Annotated in this window: 15 protein-coding genes; 13 read left to right on the top strand and 2 right to left on the bottom strand. The window is 71.6% G+C overall.

What is annotated here, in order from left to right; translation table 11 throughout:
- The first annotated feature begins 5 nt into the window (after positions 1-5).
- The 8 genes from ACFY3D_RS36995 (at position 6) to ACFY3D_RS36960 (ending at position 8,697) form a co-directional block, all read left to right on the top strand.
- Positions 6-836, top strand: coding sequence for an ABC transporter permease (locus ACFY3D_RS36995; protein ID WP_389988907.1), 831 nt, complete (start codon positions 6-8; stop codon positions 834-836).
- A 247-nt stretch (positions 837-1,083) separates the two neighbouring features.
- Positions 1,084-2,394, top strand: a complete 1,311-nt coding sequence (locus ACFY3D_RS36990; RefSeq protein ID WP_389988828.1) for a cytochrome P450 — start codon at positions 1,084-1,086, stop codon at positions 2,392-2,394.
- The gene (locus ACFY3D_RS36985) at positions 2,384-3,589 is read left to right on the top strand and encodes a flavin monoamine oxidase family protein (protein ID WP_389988826.1); all 1,206 of its coding nucleotides are present in this window, start codon (positions 2,384-2,386) and stop codon (positions 3,587-3,589) included. The genes ACFY3D_RS36990 and ACFY3D_RS36985 overlap by 11 nt, the downstream gene beginning before the upstream one ends.
- A complete protein-coding gene (locus ACFY3D_RS36980; protein WP_389988824.1) occupies positions 3,589-4,626 on the top strand; it encodes a Rieske 2Fe-2S domain-containing protein in 1,038 nt (345 codons plus the stop codon). The genes ACFY3D_RS36985 and ACFY3D_RS36980 overlap by 1 nt, the downstream gene beginning before the upstream one ends.
- Positions 4,623-5,417 carry an alpha/beta fold hydrolase gene (locus ACFY3D_RS36975; RefSeq protein WP_389771506.1) on the top strand — a complete coding sequence of 265 codons (795 nt, stop codon included), beginning with the start codon at positions 4,623-4,625 and terminating at the stop codon, positions 5,415-5,417. The genes ACFY3D_RS36980 and ACFY3D_RS36975 overlap by 4 nt, the downstream gene beginning before the upstream one ends.
- A 74-nt stretch (positions 5,418-5,491) precedes the next feature.
- The gene (locus ACFY3D_RS36970) at positions 5,492-6,337 is read left to right on the top strand and encodes a hypothetical protein (protein WP_389988822.1); all 846 of its coding nucleotides are present in this window, start codon (positions 5,492-5,494) and stop codon (positions 6,335-6,337) included.
- On the top strand, positions 6,271-7,098 hold the full coding sequence (locus tag ACFY3D_RS36965; protein ID WP_389988820.1) for a VOC family protein: 828 nt from the start codon (positions 6,271-6,273) through the stop codon (positions 7,096-7,098). The genes ACFY3D_RS36970 and ACFY3D_RS36965 overlap by 67 nt, the downstream gene beginning before the upstream one ends.
- Positions 7,099-7,290: 192 nt before the next feature.
- Positions 7,291-8,697 carry an NAD(P)/FAD-dependent oxidoreductase gene (locus ACFY3D_RS36960; protein ID WP_389988818.1) on the top strand — a complete coding sequence of 469 codons (1,407 nt, stop codon included), beginning with the start codon at positions 7,291-7,293 and terminating at the stop codon, positions 8,695-8,697.
- Positions 8,698-8,826: 129 nt separating this feature from the next.
- Here ACFY3D_RS36960 and ACFY3D_RS36955 read toward each other — a convergent pair whose 3' ends face one another.
- Entirely contained in the window at positions 8,827-11,265 is a 2,439-nt protein-coding gene (locus ACFY3D_RS36955) for an ATP-binding protein (protein ID WP_389988816.1), read from the bottom strand.
- A 240-nt stretch (positions 11,266-11,505) separates the two neighbouring features.
- On the opposite strand from ACFY3D_RS36955, the gene ACFY3D_RS36950 reads away from it, so the two are divergent.
- The 5 genes from ACFY3D_RS36950 to ACFY3D_RS36930 all read left to right on the top strand — a co-directional run bounded on the left by ACFY3D_RS36950 (position 11,506) and on the right by ACFY3D_RS36930 (position 21,432).
- Positions 11,506-13,749, top strand: a complete 2,244-nt coding sequence (locus tag ACFY3D_RS36950) for a TOMM precursor leader peptide-binding protein (RefSeq protein ID WP_389988814.1) — start codon at positions 11,506-11,508, stop codon at positions 13,747-13,749.
- A 14-nt stretch (positions 13,750-13,763) separates the two neighbouring features.
- On the top strand, positions 13,764-15,125 hold the full coding sequence (locus ACFY3D_RS36945; protein ID WP_389988811.1) for a SagB family peptide dehydrogenase: 1,362 nt from the start codon (positions 13,764-13,766) through the stop codon (positions 15,123-15,125).
- A gap of 131 nt (positions 15,126-15,256) precedes the next feature.
- Positions 15,257-16,069: an HlyD family efflux transporter periplasmic adaptor subunit gene (locus ACFY3D_RS36940; protein WP_350944999.1), complete on the top strand. Its 813-nt coding sequence runs from the start codon at positions 15,257-15,259 to the stop codon at positions 16,067-16,069.
- Between the two features lie 133 nt (positions 16,070-16,202).
- On the top strand, positions 16,203-18,455 hold the full coding sequence (locus tag ACFY3D_RS36935) for an NHLP family bacteriocin export ABC transporter peptidase/permease/ATPase subunit (RefSeq protein ID WP_389988808.1): 2,253 nt from the start codon (positions 16,203-16,205) through the stop codon (positions 18,453-18,455).
- 94 nt (positions 18,456-18,549) lie between these two features.
- The gene (locus tag ACFY3D_RS36930) at positions 18,550-21,432 is read left to right on the top strand and encodes an NHLP bacteriocin export ABC transporter permease/ATPase subunit (protein WP_389988805.1); all 2,883 of its coding nucleotides are present in this window, start codon (positions 18,550-18,552) and stop codon (positions 21,430-21,432) included.
- A 250-nt stretch (positions 21,433-21,682) separates the two neighbouring features.
- Here ACFY3D_RS36930 and ACFY3D_RS36925 read toward each other — a convergent pair whose 3' ends face one another.
- Positions 21,683-23,938 carry an elongation factor G gene (locus ACFY3D_RS36925; protein ID WP_389988802.1) on the bottom strand — a complete coding sequence of 752 codons (2,256 nt, stop codon included), beginning with the start codon at positions 23,936-23,938 and terminating at the stop codon, positions 21,683-21,685.
- Positions 23,939-23,987 lie beyond the last annotated feature (49 nt).

Here is a 23,987-nt window from a genome sequence, read left to right as displayed (position 1 = left end):
GCGTCATGGAATCCGTCCACGCGCCCGGTCGCGGTCTGCTGGCCGACCTGTGGCGGGCCAGTGCCGCCCGGTCGTCGGTCGAGCTGAAGTCGTTCTTCCGCAACAGGCAGTCGCTCGTCTTCACCCTGTTCTTCCCGGTGATCCTGCTGGTGGTGTTCGGTGCGATCTTCACCGGCAAGGTGCAGGGCACCGAGACCGACTTCCGGCAGGTCTTCATGGCGGGCATCGTCGCCGCCGGCGTGATGAGCACCGCCTTCTCCGGGCTCGCCATCAACATCGCGATCGAGCGGGACACCGGTCTTATCAGCAGGCTCGCGATGACGCCGATGCCCAAGGCCGCCTACTTCATCGGCAAGCTGGTGAAGGTCGTGGTGACCACCGTGGTGGAGATGGTGCTGCTGCTGGGCATCGCGGTGACCGCGTTCGGGCTGCCGCTGCCCAGCACCGCGCAGCGCTGGTTCACCCTCGCCTGGGTGCTGACGCTGGGCACCGTCACCTGCGCGCTCACCGGGATCGCCTACAGCGCGGCGATCCCGAACAGCCGCTCGGCCGCGGCGATCGTGACGCCGGTGTTCATGGTGCTGCAGTTCATCTCCGGGGTCTTCTACCCCTTCCACCAGCTTCCCGCGTGGATGCAGAACACGGCCGCGCTGTTCCCGGTGAAGTGGATGGCGCAGGGGTTCCGTTCGGTGTTCCTGCCGGACAGTTTCACGGTCGTGGAGCCGGCGGGCAGCTGGGAGCTCGGCCGCATCGCGCTCGTTCTGGGGCTGTGGGCGGCCGGCGGCCTGCTGCTCACCGCGTTGACGTTCGGCTGGCGCACCGCGCGCGTGCGGTGATCCGTCCAGATTGATCCGTTCAGGTGAGGACGCGTTCAGGTGGGGGACGCGTCCCGGCGGGTGATCCCGTCAAGGCAGGTGATTCGTCCAGACAAGGTGGTTCGACCAGGTGAGTGATCCCATCCAGGCGGCGGCTCGTCCAGGTGGGGGATCCCGTCCAGGCGCTTGACCGGGCAGGCCGTTGACCAGACGGGCCGTCGATCGGGAAAGCGGCTGATCAGGCAAGCGACAGCAAGGGAACCGACGCGTGACGGCAGGCACTCAGATCCGTCTCCCCGCCCACCTCCCCCATCCCTTCTCCCCCGCGGGACGGGCCGATCCCTATCCGGCCTACGACTGGCTGCGTTCCCGTGCCCCCGTCCACCACGACGTGATGTCGCGGCTGTGGCTGGTGACCGGGCACGCCGACTGCGCCGCCGTACTGCGTGACCGGCGGTTCTCGGCGAGCGCCGGGCAGCAGGGGCGGGCGCGCGGCGAGGAGTTGCCGCCGTCGATGCTCACCACGGACCCGCCCGACCACACGCGGCTGCGCGCGCCGGGACTGCTGCTGCTCGGCCCCGCGGCGATCGCGTCGGTGGCCGGGGGGATCGCCTCCGACGTGGACGACCTTCTCGAACGGCTCGCGGGCGAGACCGTGGTCGACGCGGTCAGGCAGATCGGGAGCCCGCTGTCCACCTCGGTCTTCCTGCGGCTGTTCGGACTCGCGGAGAGCGACAGGAAGGTCTTCGAGCAGCTCGCCCAGGCGGCCTCGATCAACCTGGATCCGCTCGCCGGGCCGCAGGTGGCGACGCTGGGCAGGTCGGCCATGTCGGAGCTGAGCCGGTTCCTGGACGAGCGTCGCGCGAGCGCCGCGCCCAGCCCGCTGACCCGGTTCGCCGCCGACGACCGGCTCACCCGGGCGGAGATGCTCGGGGTGCTCGGGCTCGCCGTGGTGGGCGGGTGGCAGCCGCTCGCCGAGGCGATCGGCAACGCGCTGTACTGGCTGCTCCCCCGGCCGCAGGCGCTCGCCGCGCTGCGCGAGGGCGGGGACGAGTCCGCGCGTACGGCGATGGACGAGTTGCTGAGGTTGGAAGCGCCGATCCCCTTCACAGCGAGGGTCGCGGTCGAGAACGTGACACTGCCCGGCGGTGAGGTGCCCCGGGGGGCGAGGGTGCTCGCGGTCGTCGCCGCCGCCAACCGGGACCCGGCCGTTTTCGACAGACCGGGGGAACTGCTGCTCGACCGGACGCCCAACCCGCACCTCGCCTTCGGCGGGGGGCCGCACTTCTGTCTGGCGGCGCAGCTCGTCCGGCAGACGGGGGCGGTGCTGCTCGCCCGGCTGGCCGGGCGGTTCCCGGCCGCGTCACTCGCCGACGAGAAGCCGGCCTGGGCCGCCACCCTCATCCCCCGGCGGCTGCGCTCCCTCCCGGTGAACCTGGGCGATCCGGCTTCCCTTGCGGCGGCCCCGGGCAACCTCACCTCTCTCATGGCGGACCCGGACGCCCTGGACGCCCCCATGGTGACCCCGGGCTCCTTGCGCTCCCTTCCGGTGGACCCGGGAGGCGGGGATGCGTACTGAGGTGCTCGTGATCGGCGCCGGGGTGAGCGGGCTGACCTGCGCCACCCGGCTGGCCGAGGCCGGGGTACGTACGGCGGTGGTCGAGGCGAGGTCACGGGTGGGCGGGCGGATACGGACGTTTCGCCCCGCGGACGGCGGCCCCTCGCTGGAGCTGGGCGCGCAGGTCGTCCACGGAGACCTGAACCCCGTCCACGGGATCGTGGACACCGAGACGGCGCCGCGGCCGACCGCGGCGCGGGTGGTGAGCGGGCGGGTGGGCCGTCCTATGGGGGCGCTGGCCCGCACGCCGCAGCCGCCGTGGGCGCTGGAGGCGAGACTGAACGCCGAGGGCGCCGGGATCGGTGAGTCGGTGAACGACTGGCTCGTGGACAGGGGCGGGCCGTACCCGGTGGCGAGCGAGTGGTTCCGTCAGATCTGGGCCACCGATCCGGAGCGGCTCAGTGCCCGGGGCGTGGCCGAGGCCCATCGGGGGGACACCGCGGGGCGGGGGGAGTTCGTGGTCTCGGGCGGGTTCGACCTGCTGCCGAGGCGGCTGGCCGCGGGGCTCGACGTGCGTACGGACTGCCCCGTCCAGGTGCTCGGCTGGTCGCCGGGGCGGGTCACCGCGCAGACGCCGGCCGGCGTCGTGGAGGCGGAGCGGGTGGTGGTGACCGTGCCGCCCTCGGTCGTGACCCACGGCACGCTCACCGTCAAGGATCTGCCGGAGCCCAAGGTCGAGGCCGCGCGCGCCCTCGTCGGCGGGGACGGCTGCTGCGTCGTCGCGACCCTGTCCGTGCCCGCGCCGGAGACGGCGTCGGTGTTCGACGCGGACGGGATCGGCGGTTTCGTGAGCTGCCGCGAGGGACGTCCCGAGGCGTTGGTCGTGGCCAGGGACGCGGCGGCGGCCCACGTGCGCGCCGCGGCCGCCGGCTCCGGCCTCGCGACCCTGCTGTCCGTGGCCCTGCCCTGGGCCGCACGGGCCGAGGTGCTGGACACCGAGGTCGCCGACTGGGGGTCCGACCCGTGGAGCCGGGGGGCGTTCACCGCGCCGCTGGTGGGCGCCGAGTGGGCTCCGGTGATCTGGGCCGAACCGGTCGCGGACACGCTTTTCTTCGCGGGCGAGGCCACGGTCTCGGGGACGCGCCTGCCGTGGGTTCAGGGGGCGATCGCCAGCGGGGTGATCGCCGCCGACCGGCTCCTGGAGGCGATGGGCTGATGTCATCACATTCGGAAGATCGACGACAGCCGGCGCGGTCCATGACACCGCATCGGGAAAATTCACGACATCCAGCGCGGTCGGCGGCGTCACGCCCGGAAAATTCGCGGTATCCAGAACGGTCGGCAGCGCCCCGGGCGCACTCGGCGGCACCGCACTCCGGCTGGTACCTGCCCGCCTTCACCTCGGAGCTGGAAGCCGAGGTGACTCCCCTGGAGATCGGCACCCGGCGGCTGGTGGCGGTGCGGACCGAGACGGGGCTCCGCGTCTTCGACGCCGACTGCCCGCACCGGGGCGCGCATCTCGGCTACGGGGGACGGCTCTCCGGCGGCTGCCTGGTCTGCCCGTTCCACGGCCGCAGGATCGCGCTGGGCGACGCGGCCGGACGGCTGTCGGTACGCGAGCACCACGTGATCGTCTCCGGTGAGGCCGTGTTCGTCCGCCTCTCGGACGGCCCTGACGACGACCGGGGACTCACCAGGGCGCTCAAGGAGCTGGAGGCGACCCACCCGCTCACGGCGGCCGTGACCAGGCCGCTCGCCGCCGATCCCGCGCTGGTCGTGGAGAACGCCTTTGACGTCGACCACTTCACCGAGGTGCACAAGGTGCCGAGGCTGCGCGGGATGGCGCATCGGGACGGGGACGAGGGCGAGCTCGTCATCGAGGGCGAGTTCGTCATGGGGGCGAAGCCGGGGAGCAGCTCGGGGCAGCAGGTCACCCGGGCCGGGTTCCTGGCCCGCGCCTACAGTCCCGGCGTGGTCGTCACCCGGTTCGGGCCGCCGGGGTGGGAGCAGGTGATCGTCACCGCCGCCGTGCCGTACGAGAGGGGCGGGTGCGTGGCGCGGGTGGCGATCGGGGTCCGCCCCGAGCAGCGCGGGGAGTTGCCGCTGCTCATCCACGGCAGCGAACGCGCGCTGGAGGAGGACGCGGTGATCTGGGAGCGGCTGAACCCGCGGGCGGTGCCCCGCTTCGACAGCAGGGACGTCGCGGTGCTGGCCTACCGGGAGTTCTGCGCGACCTTCGGGGAGCCGGCGTGAACGGGCTGCGGGTCGTCAGCTCGGGAACGGGTCCCGCGGTGCTGTGGGTGCACGGCTACACCATGGACCTCACGCTGTGGAAACCGTTGTGGAAGCTGCTGCCCGGCTGGCGGCACATCGGCGTGGACCTTCCCGGCCACGGTGGCTCCGAACCGTTGCAGCCGGGTGTGACCCTGCCGTCGCTGGCGTTAAGGCTGACCGAAATAGCCGAGGCCGAGGGAGCGGAGCGGGTCGTGGGACTCTCCTTCGGTTCCGGCGTCGCGCTGCAGATGGCCCTGGAGGCGCCGGAGGTGGTGCGGCGCTTGGTGCTCGCGGCGCCGACGCTCGGCGGCGCGCCGCCCGACCCGGCCGCCCGGCGGCGCTACATGGAGCTCATGATGGTGCGCAGGGCGGGCGGCGGACGGGAACAGATGGCCGAGCTGTGGATGAGCTCTCCTCCCGACATCTTCCGGGGCACCGAGGCGCACCCCGAGCTGCGGGCGCGACTGCGGGCGGTGATCGGCGGACACTCCTGGGCCGAGCTGGACACGGGGGCGATGGCCGCGCTCAGCGCGCACCGGCATCCTCCTGAGGATTTGACCCGGATCAGGGCCGCCACCATGGTTATCATCGGTGACTCGGACATGCCCACCTTCGTGGCCAATGCGAAGACGCTGCGACAGATGGTCCCCGAATGTCATATTCGGACAATCCCTAACTCGGGGCACCTTCCCCTGTTGGAGCAGCCAGAAATGTCGGCAAAAGCGGTATTTGCGGGACTGACATTATCTGAGAGAGTAGATCGGGTTTGAGGCTGTTGTACGAGCGTTTACAGTTAGACACCCGTAAGGGGGGTTAGTTGCCCCTGCTATTGAGTTTCTTCGGCATGACCGTCATGGTTCTCACCGAGCTCAACCTAGGCGACCTGGCATTCCTGTTCGGCCCTCACCTCGTGGAGAGCGGCGAACCACAGCTGGTCGTGAAGCTTCTCACCGGCAAGTCGTCGGACGGGGAGCTGCTGGTCTACCGTCCCGACGGGATGTTGCTGCAGCGTCGCGTGTTCCGCGGATGGAGCACGATGCCACCCCCTCTCCCCCCGTTCGCCGTGCTCGACCATCTTTTCCTGGTGATGCGCGCCATCGTCATGGCCAAGGGCGACTCGACGGTCGCGCTGATCGGCACCGCCTGCTCACCCGGTGCCGCCGTGGCGACCGCGCTGGCCAGGCGGTCCTGGCGGCCGGTGTCGGGACAGCTCCTCGTGGTCGACCGGGCCACCGGCCAGACGCTCCCCTTCCACGTACCGCTCGACCTGCGCGGCAGCGCCCTGGAGTCGGCGAGGACCGGCGGCCTGTTCGGCCCGGAGACCGACCCCGGCACCTGGCGGCGGGCCGAGCCCACACCGGCCGGGGAATCCGTTCTGGTCCGCCCGGAACTACTCGGCCCGATCGTCCCCGTCACCGCAAGGCTCGCCCCACCCACCCTGGTCAGGATCTGCCAGGAGGACGGTGACCGCTGCGAGCTGGCGCCCTGGGCCTTCCAGCCACACGTCTGGCCGCCGAACACCTCGGACCTGGCCGACGCGCCCCGCTACCGGCTGCTCATGCCGGAGTTCGGCGGCGCGGAGGAGGCCGCGACACTCATCGACGACATGCTCCAGGAGACGCCATGCCCCGGCGGACCGCGTACGGCCCGGGAACACCTTGCTGGGTCGACCACATCACCGTCGACCTGACCGGCGCGAAACAGTTCTACGGCGGCCTGTTCGGCTGGGAGTTCACCAGGGAGAACGACCGCGGATACCACCTGATCACGTTGCGAGGGGAGATCATCGGTGGCCTCGGCCCCAGCCCGATGGGCATGACGCCCGGCTCGTCGTGGAACGTCTACCTGGCGTCCAAGGACCTCGACCACACCCGGACGGAGGTCGGACGCCTGGGCGGCCGTGTCGTGATGGGTCCCGTACCGGCGGGCGAGGACGGCCGCCTCTGCCTGGCCGTCGACCCGTCCGGCGCGGCGGTCGGCTTCTGGGAGGGTGGCAGGGACGAGGGCGTGGTCCTGGTGGACGAGCCCGGCGCCCTGTGCGCCTGCGAGCTGCACACCGCCCGTCCCGACTCGGCGGAGGAGTTCTACCGGGGCCTGTACGGTGACGTGCCCGCGGTGATCCGCTCCTCGTCCAGGACCGGCTGGGTGCCGTTCTTCGGTATCGGGGACGCCGAGAACACCGAAAGCTCCGGGGGCTCCGGAAGCGACGAGGGCAGCGCGGCGGAGGTGTCCACCGGGAACGCCGGAGACGGCGAAACCGGCCAGGGCACCGGAAACAGCGGAAGCACCACGACGGAGACGGCCTCAGGGAACGCCGAAGGCTCTGGGGGCACGGGAATCACCGGAATCACCGTCGCGGCGGCGCTCGCCGCCGGGGCTCGCCGGCTGGATTCCGGCCTGTTCGCCGACCCCCTGGGCGGGGTCTTCGGCCTCACCGGCGGGAATTACTGACGACCAAAAGCGCACGTCACATAAAGGCCACTCGTCGCCGCAGGTCAGGGGCGTGAGCACGTGTCAAGCCGAGCTTTCCGCGCCAACAGTCAGAAAATGCGTATCATGATGAGCATAAATACGTATTAACAAGTTTCCCTCACCCTTGCGATGATTCTGAAGTTGGCAATTCTCGCAGGGGAAAGGCATTTCATGGCGCCTGACGTGACGGTGATAGGCGGAGGCCCTGCTGGAGCGATCTCGTCGGCGCTGCTGGCTCGGGCGGGCGCCCGGGTCCGCCTGCTGGAACGGGATTTCTTCCCCAGATATCACATCGGCGAGTCGATCTCCTCTTCCTGCCGGGCCATCATCGACCTCGTCGGCGCCAGGGAGAAGATCGAGGCCCGCGGCTACCAGGTCAAGGAAGGGCTGCTGCTCCGCTGGGGCGCGGAGCGCGACTGGGCGATCAACTGGCCGGACCTCTTCGGCGACCAGGTGCGCTCCTGGCAGGTGGACCGCGCCGACTTCGACGACGTCCTGCTCAGGCACGCCGCCGACGAGGGCGTCGAGGTGGTCCAGGGCGCCCAGGTGAAGAAGGTCCGCTTCGACGGAGACCGCGCGGTGGGCGTGGAGTGGACGCACGACGGGCGTCTCCTGGAGGCTCCCGCCGAGTTCGTGGTGGACGCCTCGGGCCGCGCCGGTGTGCTCTCCTCCCAGCACTTCCGCAACCGGCGGCCGCACGACGTCTTCCGCAACGTCGCCATCTGGGGCTACTACCGGGGCGGCACGCTGCTGCCCCGCACTCCCCGGGGCGGCATCAACGTGATCTCCTCCCCCAACGGCTGGTACTGGGTCATCCCGCTCAGCGGTGACGTCTACAGCGTGGGCTTCGTCACCCACCGGGACCAGTTCCTCGCCCGCAGGCCCGAGTTCCCCTCGCAGCACGCGATGTTCCTCGCCCTGGTCGCGGAATCGCAGACGGTGGCGGAGCTGGTGGCGGACGGTCACCTCGAAGGTGAGATTCGCGTCGAGCGGGACTTCTCCTACTCGGCCGACAGCTTCTGCGGGCCCGGCTACTTCCTCGCGGGCGACTCCGCCTGCTTCCTCGACCCGCTGCTCTCCACCGGCGTGCACCTGGCCATGTACAGCGGCATGCTCGCCGCCGCGAGCATCCTGTCCGCCCACGCGGGGGAGGTCACCGAGCGCGAGGCGCTGGCGTTCCACGAGTCCCACTACCGCAACGCCTACGGCCGGATGTTCTCCATGGTCGCCGGGTTCTACGAGCAGTACCGGGGCAAGAACAGCTACTTCTGGCTGGCCCAGCGCCTGGCCAGGGGGCAGTACCCGGAGCTGATGAGAAAGCGCGGCGGCGACGCCCCGGCTCCCTCCGACGGCGCCTTCGCCTCGATCACCTCCGGCCTGACCGACCTGGACGACGCCACCCGCGTCGGCGGCGCGGCCCCGCTGGACGCGATGGTGCTCGCCGGCGAGCTGGTCGCGGGGCAGAACGGCGACCGGAGCGCGGACCTCGGCGGCCCCGGCGACGCGTCCGGGCTCTACCTGGTCACCGAGCCGAGGCTGGGCATCGGCAGGGCTGTCGAACCGGTGGCGCCACGCTGACCGGAGGACGGCCGACCGGCACAGCCGCCGAACCGGAGGCCGACCGGAGATCGACCGGGTGGCGGCCGTGCGCGAGGCGACTCGGCGAATCGAAACGAGTCGAAGGGACGGAGACCGAGCGGGAGCCGGTCAGAGGTCGAGGGCGGTGGCCAGCTGGTGCCGTCCTCGGATGCCCAGCTTGCGGTAGATGCGGCCCAGGTGGGTGTCGATGGTGCGCTTGCTCAGGCAGAGCCGCTCGGCGACCTCCATGCTGCTCATGCCCTGCCGTACCAGCTCGACGACCCGCTGCTCGGCGGGGGTGAGCACGATCCTGGCGTGCGAAGGGCGGGCCTCCGGCGTGTGGTCCCGGTTCCCCGGCTCGCCGGCGGCGATCGTACGGGCCGCCGAGTGCTCGCCCAGCGCGGTGTACGCCCGAGCGGCGTGCGCGCGCCAGGGCAGGCAGGCGGGGTTGGTGATGCCCCGGGCGGAGAGCCGGTGCCCGCAGTCGAGGAAGAGGCCGAGCGCGGTGGCGTGGTCGTCCGCCGCCGCCGCGATCAGCCCCTGCACCTCCAGGACCATGCTCTTGACCAGGGGGTGGGCGTCGGCGGGGATCGGCATCTCACGTACCAGTGCCTCGGCGTCGTCCACCCGCTCCATCCGGATCAGGGCCCGCGCGCCGCAGGCGCGGGCCGCCGTGGCCAGCACCCGCGCGCCGATCAGTTCGGCCCCCTCCCGCGCGTCGAGCGCGTCCCGCAGGCTGTCGGCGGACTCGCCCCTGCGGTAGTCGACGTCCGAGCGCAGCAGCAGCCCGAGCGTGTGCAGGTCCGGCTGGTCCCAGGTGCGGGCGTCCCGCAGGATCCTGGTGCACACGTCCAGCGCGTCCTCCGGCCGGCCCGTCCAGCCGAACGCGAGCGCGGCGCCCACCAGGCCGGTGCCGACCGGCCGGTCCCTGGGGGATCGGTCTCTGGTGGCTCGCGTCGCCAGCCGCCTGGCGGTGTCCGGGTATCGCCCGCCCGCCGCGACCATCGCCGCGAGCGCCCCGGAGAACTCCTTCGCCGCCGCGTCCGGCGTGCCCGCCGCGGCCATCCGCAGCGACCTGCGCAACCCCGCGCGGTATCCCGACAGCACTCCCTGCGCGGTGAGCCGCAGCAGCGGCTCCCTGGGCGGGTCCGCCATCGTCGCCAGTTCGTGGGCCGCGGTGACGAACGGCCTGACGCCCACCGTGCCTGCGGCGAGCGCGGGGCTGGCCAGGTTCAGCAGCGACCTGGCCCGCCGGGCGGGATCCGGCGCGGTGGTGGCCAGCGCCTCGGCGTGCCGGACGCAGGCGTCCAGGTCGTGGCGCAGCTCGACCATGCCGAGTTGCAAGGTCAGCTCATGGATGGTGGCGGAGTCGTCGGTGCAGGCCAGCGCGCGGCGCAGGTATCGGGTCGCGTCGTCGTAGCGGCGGGCCGCGACCGCCTCGGTGGCCGCCCTGCGCAGTACCGGGATTCCCCAGTCGGAGTCGGTGAGCATCAGGTGCTCGGCGGTCTGCGCGGCCGGCGCGCCCAGCCTGTCGAGCAGCGTGGCCCCGCGTTCGTGCAGGCCGAGCCTGGTCTGGTTGTCGACGCGCGACAGTACGGCGGCGCGGACGAGGGGGTTGCGGAACCGTACGGGCGGCCCCTCCGAGATGAGTCCCGCCTGGACGAGGGCCCGGCGGGCCTGGCGGATCTGCGGCTCGCCCTGGCTCAGCAGGATCGCCGCCACGGTGGTGTCGGTGTCGGGTCCCATCACGGCGAGCTGGGTGAGCAGTTCGGAGACCACCGGGTCGTGGTCGTTCAGCCATTCGAGCACGGTGTCGGACAGGGCCGCCGTACCGATCTCCAGCACCTGGTCGATGTCGGGCTCGCCGGGGCTCACCCTCGCCTGCCGCATCCGGCCGGTCAGCTCGCGCAGCACCAGCGGGTTCCCCTGCGACAGCGTGTGGCAGAGCGCGGCCAGCTCCACGTCGGGCGGCGCGCCCATCGCCTCCGCGACGAAGTCGGCCGTGCAGGTGGCGCAGAACGGTCTGAGCTGCACGGACCGGGCGTACGGCAGATTGCCCAGGTCCGCGCCGAGCGCGGCCGGGGTGCTGCCCGGCAGCGTGGCGACCATCATCACCGGCAGGTCGTCCAGGCGGCGCGCGATGTAGGAGAACCATCTCAGCGAGGGGGTGTCGGCGAAGGCCAGGTCGTCGATCGCGATCACCACGGGGTGGTCCGCGACGAGTTCGCGGGTGATGTGGAACAGGTTGAGCAGCAGGTCGTGGGTGGCGGGACCGTCGCCGTCGGAGGCCCGGTCGAACTGCTTGCGGGTCCGCTCCCCCGAGGAGAGCACCGGGTCGAAGAGCTGCCTCACCATGCCGTAGGCGAAATGACTCTCGCTGGGATGGCAGCGGGCCCGTAACACCCTGCTGCGCTGGGGAAGCATTTCGGTGACGGCGCCGAGCAGGGAGCTCTTGCCCATCCCGTTCTCCCCGAGGATCGACGCGACGACCGGCCTTCCTGACCGGAGCCCGTCAATGGCCTCCCGGAAGACAGTCAATTCTCTGTCCCGGTGAAGAAGTGATGCCATACCTCATGGTCCCATTCTCCCGATACAGATCTCAACGGGCGCCTCGCCCGTCTTTCCCGGCGACCCCATGTGTGCTCCCACCACCGCCGATACGGCGATACTGAGGCATCCGCCCCCGAAACCTAAGTATCGGCCGCGCGATGCGTACATTTTTTTGCGCATTCACCATAGCGGTCTCCTCGTGTTTGAATCCGCATTGAAGAGGGTTTCGAGAGCTTGATATAAAAAAGGCGGTTGGCAATGGAGAGTCCACGGCTGAAGGCTCATTTCCATGTCGAGGTCGTGGACGGATCCCGGGTCTTCCTGTACGCGGAGGGAAAGGACTTCCTCGTGCCGGGGCAGGCCGCCGCGGCGGTGCTGCCCTACCTCGACGGTCGCAGGACCGTGAGCGAGATCGTCCAGGAGCTGTCCGGGCGCGTTCCGTTCACCACGGTGCTGACCACGCTGCGCCGCTACGAGGCGGCCGGACACCTCGCCGAGGGCAGGCCGGACCTGCCGGAGAGGGTGCTCGCCTACTGGGACGCGCTGGGCATCGACCCGGCGGCCGTCACCAGGGGCACACCGGTCACCGTCTCGGCCGCCGAGAGGGTGGACGCAGCACCGGTGGTGAACGCCCTCACCGAGCTGGGGCTGAACGTGAGCACCGGCGCGATCGGCGAGGTGCCCGCCGAAGGGGTGTCGGTCGTGCTCGTCGACGACTACCTCGACCCGGCCCTGGAGCACCGCAACGCGCTGCAGCTCGCCTCCGGGCTGCCCTGGCTGCTCGCCAAGCCCGGTGGCGTCAGCCCGTGGCTCGGCCCCTACCTCGACCCCGACCACACCGGTTGCTGGTCGTGCCTGGCGCAGCGGCTCGGCGGCAACCGCCAGCTGGAGCGCTACCTCGCCGGCAAGCGGGGCGAGCGGACGCCACTGCACCCGGTGCGCGCGCAGATCGCGGCCGGACCGCTCGCGCTGGCCGGGATGCTCGCGGCCGAGGTCGCCAGGATCGTGGCGACCGGTGAGCCGGGCGCGCTCTGCGGCCGGATGGTCACCCTCGACCTGGCGACCATGGAGACCGGCGGGCACATCCTGATCCGCCAGCCGCAGTGCCCCTCGTGCGGCACGCCGCCCGACGGCGACCCCAAGATCGTGCTCACCCCGAGCCTGGCGAACCACGTCACCGACGGCGGCTACCGGGTCAACCAGCCGCAGGAGACGTTCGAGCGGCTGGAGCGGCACATCAGCCCGCACCTCGGCGCGATCACCAAGCTGATCTCGATCGGCGCCGACTCCAGCGGCCTGACCTTCAGCTACGCCGCGGGACACAACTTCGCCATGGTCAACGACAGCATGGACCTGCTCCGCCGCAACCTGCGCGGCCAGAGCGGCGGCAAGGGACGCTCGGAGATCCAGGCGAAGGTGAGCGCGGTCTGCGAGGCGATCGAACGGTACTCGGGGGTCTGGCGGGGGGACGAGCCGGTCATCCGGGCCGCGTACGCCGACCTGGACCCGGCCACCGCCGTGCACCCGGACCGGATGCTGCTCTTCTCCGACGAGCAGCGGGCCGGTCGCAAGGAGTGGAACGCCGACCCGGCGCACCGGCTGCAGCAGGTGCCCGACCCGTTCGAGGAGAACGTGCCGTTCGACTGGTCGCGAGCCTGGTCGCTCACCAAGGACGAGGAACGGCTCGTCCCCGCCGCCTACGCCTGGTACGGCCACCCCGACCTCTACGGCCACTTCTTCTGCATCGCCGACTCCAACGGCAGCGCCGCGGGCAACACCCTGGAGGAGGCGATCCTGCAGGGCATCTGCGAGCTGGTCGAACGCGACTCGGTGGCGCTGTGGTGGTACAACCGGCTGCGCCGCCCCGGCTTCGACCTCGACTCGCTGAACGACCCCTACGTGGACGAACTGCGGGACTTCTACTCGAACATGGACCGCGACCTGTGGATGCTCGACCTCACCACCGACGTGAACATACCGGTGTACGCGGCCGTCTCCCGGCGCCGCCACGAGGTCGAGGACATCATGGTCGGCTTCGGCAGCCACCCCGACCCGCGCATCGCGGCGTTCCGCGCGCTCACCGAACTCAACCAGTTCCTGCCCAGCGTGGACCGGCGTGACGAGGAGGGCAACACGCTCTACCGGGTGGACGACCCGGAGATGCTGGCCTGGTGCAAGGGGGCGGTGATCGACCGCGAACCCTGGCTGCTGCCGGATCCGAGCCGGCCGCTCACCACCGTCGGCCCGCCCGCCCCCACCGACCTGGCCGAGTGCGTACGCCGGTGCGTGGACTCGATCGAGGCGGCCGGCTCCGAGGTGATCGTCCTGGACCAGACCCGCCCCGACCTGGACCTGAACGTCGTCAAGGTGATGGCGCCCGGCCTGCGGCACTTCTGGCGCCGGCTGGCACCCGGCCGCCTCTACGACGCGCCGGTACGGCTCGGCTGGCTCGACCGCCCGACCCCCCAGGAGGAGATCAACTCCTGGAACGTGTTCTTCTGAGACGGACGGTGCCCATGAACCCCATCATCGTCTCCCGGCTCCGCCGGGACGCGTCGTTCTCCGGCGAGCACATCCGGTTCGCCGCCACGGTCCTCGAACTGAAGAACCTGACACAGGGACAGGGCACCGCGCTGAAACTGCTCGCCGAGGGCGACCACGACGACACCGCCCTCGCCGCCGCGGTGACCACCGCGGACGGCGAGGCGGGACTGCTGCGCTGGCACCTGCTGTTTCGCAGGCTCAACACCTCCGGACTGATCGAACACGCCGTACAGGTGGACGGCGACGTCATGGCGAGGCTCTATCCGGTCGGCCGTGGCTCGACGCTGCCGGCGGCGGCCCCCGCGGGACCGGTGCGGCTGTCGCGGTTCGCCGAGGCGCGGGTGGTGGACGGCACGCTCACCCTGCGGGCCCCCGGCCGTCACCTCGCCGTCGAGCTGATGCCCCAGGCCGCGGGACTGCTCGGCGAACTCGCGACCTGGAACACCGGGACGCCCGCCCCGCTGCTGCGGCTGCTCGCCACCGCCGGCCTGCTCGCGCCCGGCGGCCCGGACGAGGACCTGGAGACGACCGAGCGGTCCTACGCGCAGTGGCACCCCGCCGACCTGGCCTTCCACTCCCGTACCCGCTTCCCCGCCACGGTCGGCGGGTACGGCGGGACCTACCCCCTCGGTGACCGCTTCCCGCCCGAACCGGTCTCCCCGCCGCCCTCCGGCCTGCGTACGGTCGCGCTGCCGGTGCCCGACCTGGACCGGATAGCGGCGACGGAGCCGTCGTTCACCGAGATCCTCGAACGGCGCGGCTCGACCCGCGCCCACGACGAGGAGACGCCGATCACCCTCGCCCAGCTCGGCGAGCTGCTCTACCGGAGCCTGCGCAGGCGGGGCACGATGACGGGCAGCGACGGCCAGCGGCTCGCCAACCGGCCGTATCCGAGCGGCGGGGCCGTGCACGAGCTGGAGGTCTACCCGCTCGTCACCGCGTGCGAGGGCCTGCCCGCCGGGCTGTGGCACTACGCGACCGACCGGCACGAGCTGGAACTCGTCGCCGAACCCGGCAAGGCCACCGACGTACTGGTCAAGGAGTCGCGGAACGCCGCGATGATGGAAACGGACCCGCAGGTCGTGCTGCTGGTGACGGCGAGGTTCGGCCGGGTGATGTGGAAGTACGAGACCGTCGCCTACCCGCTGGTGCTCAAGCACGTGGGCGTGCTCTACCAGACCCTCTACCTGGTGGCCACCGCGATGGACCTCGCCGTGTGCGGCCTGGGCGGCGGGGACGCCGCGGCCTTCGCCACCGCCTCGGGACGCGACCCGCTCCTGGAGGGCACCGTCGGGGAGCTCGTCCTCGGCTCCCGGCCACGGACGGAAGGGTAGGCCCCGATGAGTTCTCGCCACCGGCCCCGGACGGAGGGGTGGAGCGCGATGGCATTCCGCCACCGGCCCCGGACGAAATGGGATTCCGGCCCCGGCCCCGGCCCCGGCCCCGGACGAAGGGGTGGAGCGCGATGAGATTCCGCTACCAGGCGCTGCAACGGATGCGCGAACCCGACGAGCTGGACTCCCCCACCCTGCTCGCCACCCCCCGGGGCTGGATCGCGGTCTTCGTCGTGATGATCGTGATGGCGGGCGGGCTGGTCTGGGCGTTCGCCGCCGAGCTGCGTATCTCGGTCGCCGCCCCGGGCGTCCTCACCCACCCGGGCGGTACGGCCCGCATCCAGAGTCACTACTCGGGCCTGGCCCGCCGCGTACTGGTCAGGCCGGGCGACCGGGTGATCGTCGGCCAGTCCGTCGCGGAGCTGCAGGACGCCGACGGCAAGATCCAGCAGGTGGCGAGCCCGTTCACCGGCCAGGTGGTCGGCACCACGGTCAACGACGGCCAGGTCGTCGCCGTCGGCACCACGATCGCCACCGTCGAGCGGACCGACCTGCCCGACGACCGCCTGGTCGCCATGGTGTTCGTGCCCGCCGACCGGGCCGCGTGGATCGCCCCCGGCCGGCCGGTCGACCTGGAGGTGTCCACCGCGCCCGCCGCGGCCTTCGGGCTGCTGCGCGGCCAGGTCACCTCGGTGAGCCGCTACCCCCTCACCGGCGAGGCACTGGCCGGACTGGTGGGCGGCGAGCTCGCCGCCAAGAGGTACGCGGCCGTCCAGGCACCCCTGATGATCATCGTGGACCTGATCCCCAAACCGGGCACGCACTCGGGATACACCTGGTCGACCGCGCAGGGGCCACCCGTGCAACTCGACTCCCAGGTGACCGTTTCGGCCTCCATCCACCTGGGCGAGCAGACGCCGTTCGACCTGGTGCTCGGGCGCTGAGCGGAGGAGGCACCGATGACGGACATGACGACGAGGCCCGCGAAAGCCGCCCCCGCGAAGCGGGGAAGGCGCCGATGACGAACACGACGACGAAGCCCGCCAAGCCCGCGGTCACGAAGCGGAGGAGGCACCGATGACGAACACCACACTCGACCCCGCGAAACCCGCCAAGCCGGCCAAGCCCGCGCCGAAGAAACAGCCGCAGGCCCCGCGCCCCCGCAGGAAGAACCGCCACCGGGTGCCGACCGTGATCCAGATGGAGGCGGTCGAGTGCGGTGCCGCCGCGCTCGCGATGGTCCTGGGCCACTACGGCAGGCACGTCCCGCTGGAGGACCTGCGCGGTCGCTGCGGGGTGTCCAGGGACGGGTCCAAGGCCTCCTCGATGCTCGCGGCGGCCCGCTCCTACGGGATGATCGCGAAAGGCTTCCAGGTCGAGGCCGAACTGCTCCGCGACCAGACCGGTCCGGTGATCATTTTCTGGGCGTTCCAGCACTTCATCGTGGTCGAAGGGCTCGTGACCCGGTTCGGCCGCACCATGGTCGCGGTGAACGACCCCTCGTCGGGCCCCCGGCTGATGGAGTGGTCGGAGTTCGACTCCGGCTTCACCGGGATCATGCTCACCTTCGAGCCGGGGCCCGACTTCAAGCCGGGCGGCGAACGCGCCAAGCTCAGCAAGGCGCTGCTGCAGTGGCGACTGCCGTCGGGACGCGCCCTGCCGCTGGTGCTGCTCGCCAGCGCGCTGCTGCTCCTGCCCGGCATCGCGGGCCCCGCCTACTACCGGGTGTTCATCGACCGGGTGCTGACCGGCAACTCCCCCGGCGTCCTGCCGCCACTGCTGATCGTGATGGCGTTCACCGCGGTGGCGATCTTCGTGCTCACCTCGGTGCAGCAGTACTACCTGCTGCGACTGGAGATCAGGGTCGGGCTGGTCGGCTCGGCCCGCTTCTTCCGGCACCTGCTCCGGCTGCCCATCGAGTTCTTCCTGCAACGCCGCCCGGCCGAGGTCGCCAAGCGGATCTCCACCAACGACACCGTCGCCGAGATCCTCTCCCGCGACCTCGCGCTGACCGTGATCAACATGGTGCTGGTGGTGTTCTACGCCGCGCTGCTGGTCCGCTACGACCCACTGCTCGGCGTGATCGGCGTCGGCATGGCGGCGCTGAACATCCTGGTCCTGCGCTGGGTCGCGCGGGCGCGCAAGGACGCGGTCACCGCGCTGCGCACCGACCGGGGCAACCTCACCGGCACCACCTTCGCCACGCTCAGCATGATCGAGACGGTGAAGGCCACCGGCGCCGAACCCGACGCCTTCACCCGTTGGGCGGGCTTCCTCGCCAAGGTCGTCTCCGCGCAGCAGCGGCTCGGCGTGCCCACCGCGGTGCTCGTCGTCGTACCGCCGCTGCTCGCCACGGTGAACACCGGCCTGATGCTGCTGATCGGCGGGCTGCGGGTGGTGGAGGGCGTGCTCAGCGTCGGCATCCTCATCTCCTTCCAGACCCTGCTCGCCGCGCTCAGCAGGCCGGTCACCCAGCTCACCAACCTCGGCGGCCGTCTGCAGGACCTCAGCGCCGACGCCAAGCGCATCCACGACGTGGAACGGCACCCGATCGCCCGCTGCTTCGAGCGCAGCGGCGACGCGGCGGAGATCGGCACCCGCCTGGAGGGCCGCCTCGAACTGCGGAACGTCACCTTCGGGTACGGCCCGCTGACCGACCCCATCATCACCGACCTCTCGCTGAGCATGACACCGGGCAGCCGGGTCGCGATCGTGGGCGGCTCCGGCAGCGGCAAGTCCACCCTGGGCCGCCTGCTGACCGGCCTGTACGAACCGCGCTCCGGGCAGATCCTGCTCGACGGCCACCCGCTGGACGAGATCCCGCGTACCGTGCTCGCCGGCTCGATGGCCTACGTCGACCAGGAGATCGTGCTGTTCGCCGGGACCGTCCGCGACAACCTCACCCTGTGGGACGAGGCCGTCCCCGACGAGGTGGTGCTCGCCGCGCTCCGCGACGCCGCCGTCTACGACGCCGTGCTCGCCCGCCCCGGCGGGATCAACTCGTTCGTCCGCGAGGACGGCCGCAACTTCAGCGGCGGCCAGCGGCAGCGGCTCGAACTCGCCCGCGCGCTCGCCTCGGAGCCGACCCTGCTCATCCTCGACGAGGCCACCAGCGCCCTGGACCCGGAGACGGAACACGTCATCATGGACAACCTGCGCCGCCGCGGCTGCGCCTGCCTGCTGATGGCCCACCGGCTGTCGACCATCCGCGACGCCGACGAGATCATCGTCCTGGACGGCGGCCGGGTCGCCGAGCGCGGCACCCACGAGGAGCTGCTCGCCGCCGACGGCATCTACACGCGGCTGTTCAACACCGGAGGAGGACTGTGAGCCCCCGCCAGGATCGTCCCGCTGCCCGGCGCCGGAGGGGCACCATGAGCCCCGCCAGGATCACCGTCCCGTTGCTCGACATCGGAGAAGCATCGTGAGCCCCGCCGCGCTCGCCGGGATCGCCATCCCGCTGGACCTCGGCACCGACCGGTTCACGGTCCTCGACAACCCGGGGCGGATGCTGCTCGTCGAGTCGGGCCTGGTGGACCTGTTCGCGGTCAGGACCGTCGACGGCGAACTGAACGGACGCTGGAACTTCCTCGGCCGGGCCGAGGCGGGCATGGTGCTCGCCTGCGGAGCGCCTTCCGGTCCGCGCCACGTGATCGTGGCCCGCCCGGTGCCCGGCACCGTACTGGCCGACGTCCCGGTCGCGGTGCTGCACGACCTGCCCGCCGAGGCCGCCGCCTGGCTGGTCAAAGGGCTCGGCCGAGGCATCGAACTGCTCGCCGAGGCGCTGCCCGCCACCCTGCCGCCCAGGCAGTTCGTCCCGCTGCAGGTCGAGGGGACCGCCGAACTGGAGGCGGGCCGCGCCCTGCGGTCGGTCGACGGCGTGCGCTGCGTGCGCGTCGAAGAGGGCGAGGTGGGCATCGGCAACAGCGACGGCCTGGTGTTCGGCGCGGACAGCGACATCTGCCTGACCGAGCGGGACTGGCTCCTCGCCCACACCAGGATCCGGCTGCGGACCCGCTCGCTGCACTCGGTCTTCGACGAGGGCGTACTGTGCGAGTTCCTCGCCGCCCACGCCATCCGGCTGCTCGACACCGTCGACGACCGTCTGGAGCGGCAGCGCGAGGAGGAACGCGCCGCGCTCGCCGAACTGCGCGAACGCGAGAGCACCGTACTCACGCAGGCCGTACGAAGCTTCGACGCCGTACTGCGCGACACCGAGGTCCAGGTCAAGCTGGCCGACGTGGCCAACGACCCGCCCGCCCTCGCCGCGGCCCGGCTGGTCGCGGCGCACCAGGGGTTCGAGGTACGGCCGCCGGTACGGCGCGGGGGTCAGGACCGGCCGATGGGCGACCTGCAGGCGATAGCGCTCGCCTCCGGCGTCCGTACCAGGATGGTCCGGCTGGACGGCCCGTGGTGGACGCAGGACCTGGGACCCATGGTGGGCAGCACCTCCACCGGACGTCCCGTGGCGCTGCTCACCATGGGCCACGGCTACGTCATGGTGGACGACGGCGTGCTCACCCCGGTCACCGCGACCGTCGCCCGCGGCCTGGAGAAGCGGGCCCACGTGCTGTACCGGCCGCTGCCCGCCTCGGTCAAGACCGTCGGCGCGCTGCTGCGCCTGGGGCTCCTCGACGGCGGCAACCATCGTGACCTGCTGCGGTTCGCCGCCATGGGGGTGCTCGTCTCCCTGCTCGGACTACTCGTCCCGATCATGACGGGCAAGGTGCTCGGCGTGTTCACCGTACGGGCCGAGCTCGACCTCATCGTCCAGGGCTCCCTGCTGGTGATCGGCTCCGGATTCGTGATCGCCGCCCTGTCGGTGGTGCAGAACATCGCGGTGCTGCGGGTCGAGAGCCGCACCACCTCCGCCCTGCAGTCGGGCCTGTGGACCCGGCTGCTCTCCCTGCCCGCCGGCTTCTTCGCCCGCTACTCGACCGGCGAACTGGGCACGACGGTGCTGGGCATCAGCTCGGCGCAGGAGATGCTCTCCGGGATGCTCACCACGGCCACGCTGGGGCTGCTCACCGGATCGGCGAACCTCGTCCTGGTCTACTTCTACGACGTGCGCCTCGCCCTGGTCGCCACCGCGCTCATGCTGTTCGGCCTCGGGTTCGCCTTCGTCGCGGGACGGATGCAGCTCCGCTGGCAGCGACAGGCCTACGAGCACGAGCGGACCATGTCGGCCAGGGTCTTCCAGATGCTCACCGCGATGCCGAAGCTGCGGGCCGCCGCCGCCGAGGAACGGGCGTTCGCCGAATGGACGCGTGAGGCCACCAAGGGCCGTTCGCTCACCGCCTCGGCCCGCCGCATCCAGAACGCGGTGACCACGTTCAACGCCGGGTTCCCGCTGGTCTGCACGGGGATCGTGTTCGCGGTGGTGGCCGGGCCGATGGCGGGCCAGGTCTCGGTCGCCACGTTCCTGCCGTTCTTCACCGCGCTCAGCCTGCTGCTCGCCTCCAGCCTCCAGTTCACCGCCGCCGCCGTCACCGCGATGGGCGTCGTGCCGATGCTGGAGAACATCAGGCCGATCCTGGAGGCCCGGCCGGAGACCGACGGCACCAAGGCCGACCCCGGCGACCTGTCGGGGCGGCTCGGGCTCAGCAAGGTGTCGTTCCGCTACGGCCAGGACGGCCCGCTCACCCTCGACGGGGTCGCCCTCTCCATCGAGCCCGGCGAGTTCGTGGCCCTCGTCGGCCCCTCGGGCAGCGGCAAGTCCACGGTGCTGCGGCTGCTGCTCGGCTTCGAGACCCCGCTCTCGGGCACCGTGCTCTACGACGGCCAGGACCTCGCGGAACTCGACGTCTCCGCGGTCCGCCGGCAGTGCGGAGTGGTGCTCCAGAACGGCGCGCTGCAGGCGGGCAGCATCCAGGCCAACATCGTCGGCAGCGGCGTCCACACCGTGGACGACGCCTGGGCGGCGGCCGAGATGGCCGGGCTCGCCGCCGACATCAGGGCGATGCCGATGGGCATGCACACGGTGCTCTCCGAGGGCACCAGCACGCTGTCGGGCGGTCAGCGACAGCGCCTCATGATCGCTCGCGCACTGGTCGCCCGGCCCCGCATCGTGTTCTTCGACGAGGCGACCAGCGCGCTGGACAACCCCTCCCAGAGCCGGGTCGCCGAGAGCACCCGCCGCCTCAACGCCACCCGGGTGGTGATCGCCCACCGGCTCTCCACGGTGGTGGCCGCCGACCGCATCGTGGTGATGGACGAGGGGCGGATCGTCCAGCAGGGCACCTACGACGACCTCCTCGCCGACCGGGACGGGCTCTTCGCCCGCCTCGCCACCCGCCAGCTCTCCTGACCGGCTTGCCGGCTGCTCCCGGACCGGGAGCAGCCGGCTCTCCGACCGACCTTTCCGTCACTTCCGGACCCGGAGCAGCCGACTCCCCCGACCGCCTTTTCCGCCACTCCCGGTCCAGGAACAGCCGGCTCCCTGACCGGCCTTTCCACCACACCTGGACCGGGAGCGGAACGACACACGACACCTCGCCGAACGGCGGCCCCGCCCGGAGGCGGGGCCGCCGTCGGCTTCTCCCGGTTTCCGCCGGGCTCTACCGGGGCGGCGTCCCGTTGGGGAGCGCGCTCGGCGCCGGGGCGTATCCGATGGCCCGGGTGGTGAAGGTCCCCCGGCCCTGGGTCCGGCTCCGCAGCCTGGTCGCGTACCCGAACAGCTCGGCGAGCGGCACGGTCGCGGTGATCACCACCGTTCCCGCCCGCGCGGTCGAGCCGGAGACCCGGCCGCGTCGCGCCGACAGGTCGCCCAGCACCCCGCCCGCGGCGTCGTCGGGCACGGTGACCGTGACCTCGACCACCGGTTCCAGCAGCACCATCGCACTGGCCCGCAGTGCCTCCCGCAGCGCGAACCGGCCGGCCGCACGGAACGCCATCTCCGAGGAGTCCTTGGGGTGGGTGGCCCCGTCGGTCAGCGTGACCAGAAGACCGGTCACCGGATAACCTCCGAGAGGACCCTCGGCGAGCGCGTCCCGGCATCCGGCCTCCACCGCCCGGACGTACTCCCTCGGCACCCGCCCGCCGACGACGGTCGAGCGGAACACGAAGCCCGCCGTACCACCGTCACCGCTGCCGGTACCGGTACCGGTACCGGTGCTGGTGCCGGTGTCCGCGAGGTCCTCCAGCGGCTCCACGTCGAGGACGACGTGGGCGAACTGCCCGGCGCCGCCGTCCTGCTTGACGTGCCGGTACAGCAGCCCCGACACCCCGCGCCCGACCGTCTCCCGGTAGGCCACCTGCGGCCGGCCGACCCCCACGTCCAGCCCCTGGGTACGGCGGATCTTCTCCACCGCGACCTCCAGATGCAGCTCGCCCATCCCGGAAAGCAGCGTCTGACCCGTCTCGGGGTCGGTCCGCACCACCAGCGAGGGATCCTCCTCGACCAGCCGTGTCAGCGCCGACGCCAACCGTCCGGTGTCGACGCTCCTGCGCGCCTCGACCGCGACGGAGACCACCGGATCGGCCACCGTCGGCGGTTCGAGGACGAGCGGCGCCTCGGGCGCGCACAGGGTGGCGCCGGTACGGGCCGACTTCAGCCCGACCACCGCGACGATGTCCCCGGCCACCGCCAGGTCCACCTCCGTGTTCCGGTCGGCCTGCACATGCAGGATCCGGCCGATCCGCTCGGTACGCCGCGCGCCCGCGTCCAGCACCGTGTCCCCCTTCCGTATCGTCCCCGAGTAGACGCGCAGGTAGGACAGCCGTCCGGTCGCGGTCGAGTTCACCTTGAACACCAGCGCGGCGAACGGCGCTGCCGGGTCGGCGGCCCGCTCCAGCACCGCACCGTCCCGAAAACCGTCCGAGAGACCGTTCCGTGCATCGTCCGGAGCGCCGTTCCGCGAGCCGTCCGGGAAGCCGTTTCGCGAGCCGTCCGGAGCACCGCGCTGGAAGCCGTCCCGCGAACCGTCCAGGGTTCCGCGTACGGGCGGCACGTCCAGCGGCGAGGGCAGGTAGGCGACGACGGCGTCCAGCAGCGGCTCGATCCCCCGGTCGCGGTAGGCCGATCCGCACAACACCACCACGCCCTCCCCGGTACGGGTCAGGTCGCGCAGTGCGGCGTCGAGAGTCGGCGCGGAGATCTCCGACTCGGCGCAGAACTCCTCGAACGCGACCGGATGCAGTTCGGCCACCGCCTCCTCAAGCAGGCGGCGGCGCCGACTCGCCTCCTCGCGCAGGGCGTCCGGCACCGGTCCCTCCTCGAACGTGTCACGGCCGCCGGCCCAGACCAGCGAACGCATGCGCACCAGGTCCACCACGCCGGTGAACCCGTCCTCCCGACCGATCGGCAGCTGGACCACGAGCGGTACCACCCGCAACCGCTCGCGGATCGACGCGACCGCCGCGTCGAGGTCGGCACCCGCGCGGTCGAGTTTGTTGACGAAGGCGATCCGCGGCACCCCGTGCCGGTCGGCCTGCCGCCACACCGACTCGCTCTGCGGTTCGACGCCCGCGACGGCGTCGAACACCGCGATCGCGCCGTCGAGCACCCGCAGCGAGCGCTCCACCTCGTCGGAGAAGTCGACGTGGCCGGGGGTGTCGATGAGATGGATTCGGTGGTCGTTCCAGACGCAGCTCACCGCCGCGGCGAAGATGGTTATTCCACGGTCGCGCTCCTGGGAGTCGAAGTCGGTGACGGTCGTCCCTTCGTGCACCTCGCCACGCTTGTAGGTGGCGCCGGTGACGTACAGGATCCGTTCGGTGACGGTGGTCTTGCCCGCGTCGACGTGGGCGAGGATGCCCAGGTTGCGGACGCCGGTCAGCGAGTCGGTGATACGACGGTGCGGGTTGGTGCGCACGGCCCATGGCCTTTCGGCAGGATTCCGGACAGGACTGCGCGATTCCCGG

This window comes from Streptosporangium sp. NPDC000509 (genome assembly GCF_042898365.1).
Lineage (GTDB): Bacteria > Actinomycetota > Actinomycetes > Streptosporangiales > Streptosporangiaceae > Streptosporangium.
This window is presented reverse-complemented; position numbering and strand designations above follow the sequence as displayed.

Excerpts from the sequence above, each read along its gene's own strand:
- ACFY3D_RS36955 (WP_389988816.1), bottom strand. The coding sequence starts at position 11,265 with ATGGCATCACTTCTTCACCGGGACAGAGAATTGACTGTCTTCCGGGAG.
- ACFY3D_RS36985 (WP_389988826.1), top strand. The coding sequence starts at position 2,384 with ATGCGTACTGAGGTGCTCGTGATCGGCGCCGGGGTGAGCGGGCTGACC.
- ACFY3D_RS36995 (WP_389988907.1), top strand. The coding sequence starts at position 6 with ATGGAATCCGTCCACGCGCCCGGTCGCGGTCTGCTGGCCGACCTGTGG.
- ACFY3D_RS36945 (WP_389988811.1), top strand. The coding sequence starts at position 13,764 with ATGAACCCCATCATCGTCTCCCGGCTCCGCCGGGACGCGTCGTTCTCC.
- ACFY3D_RS36965 (WP_389988820.1), top strand. The coding sequence starts at position 6,271 with ATGCCCCGGCGGACCGCGTACGGCCCGGGAACACCTTGCTGGGTCGAC.
- ACFY3D_RS36980 (WP_389988824.1), top strand. The coding sequence starts at position 3,589 with ATGTCATCACATTCGGAAGATCGACGACAGCCGGCGCGGTCCATGACA.
- ACFY3D_RS36935 (WP_389988808.1), top strand. The coding sequence starts at position 16,203 with ATGACGAACACCACACTCGACCCCGCGAAACCCGCCAAGCCGGCCAAG.
- ACFY3D_RS36970 (WP_389988822.1), top strand. The coding sequence starts at position 5,492 with ATGACCGTCATGGTTCTCACCGAGCTCAACCTAGGCGACCTGGCATTC.
- ACFY3D_RS36960 (WP_389988818.1), top strand. The coding sequence starts at position 7,291 with ATGGCGCCTGACGTGACGGTGATAGGCGGAGGCCCTGCTGGAGCGATC.
- ACFY3D_RS36950 (WP_389988814.1), top strand. The coding sequence starts at position 11,506 with ATGGAGAGTCCACGGCTGAAGGCTCATTTCCATGTCGAGGTCGTGGAC.
- ACFY3D_RS36940 (WP_350944999.1), top strand. The coding sequence starts at position 15,257 with ATGAGATTCCGCTACCAGGCGCTGCAACGGATGCGCGAACCCGACGAG.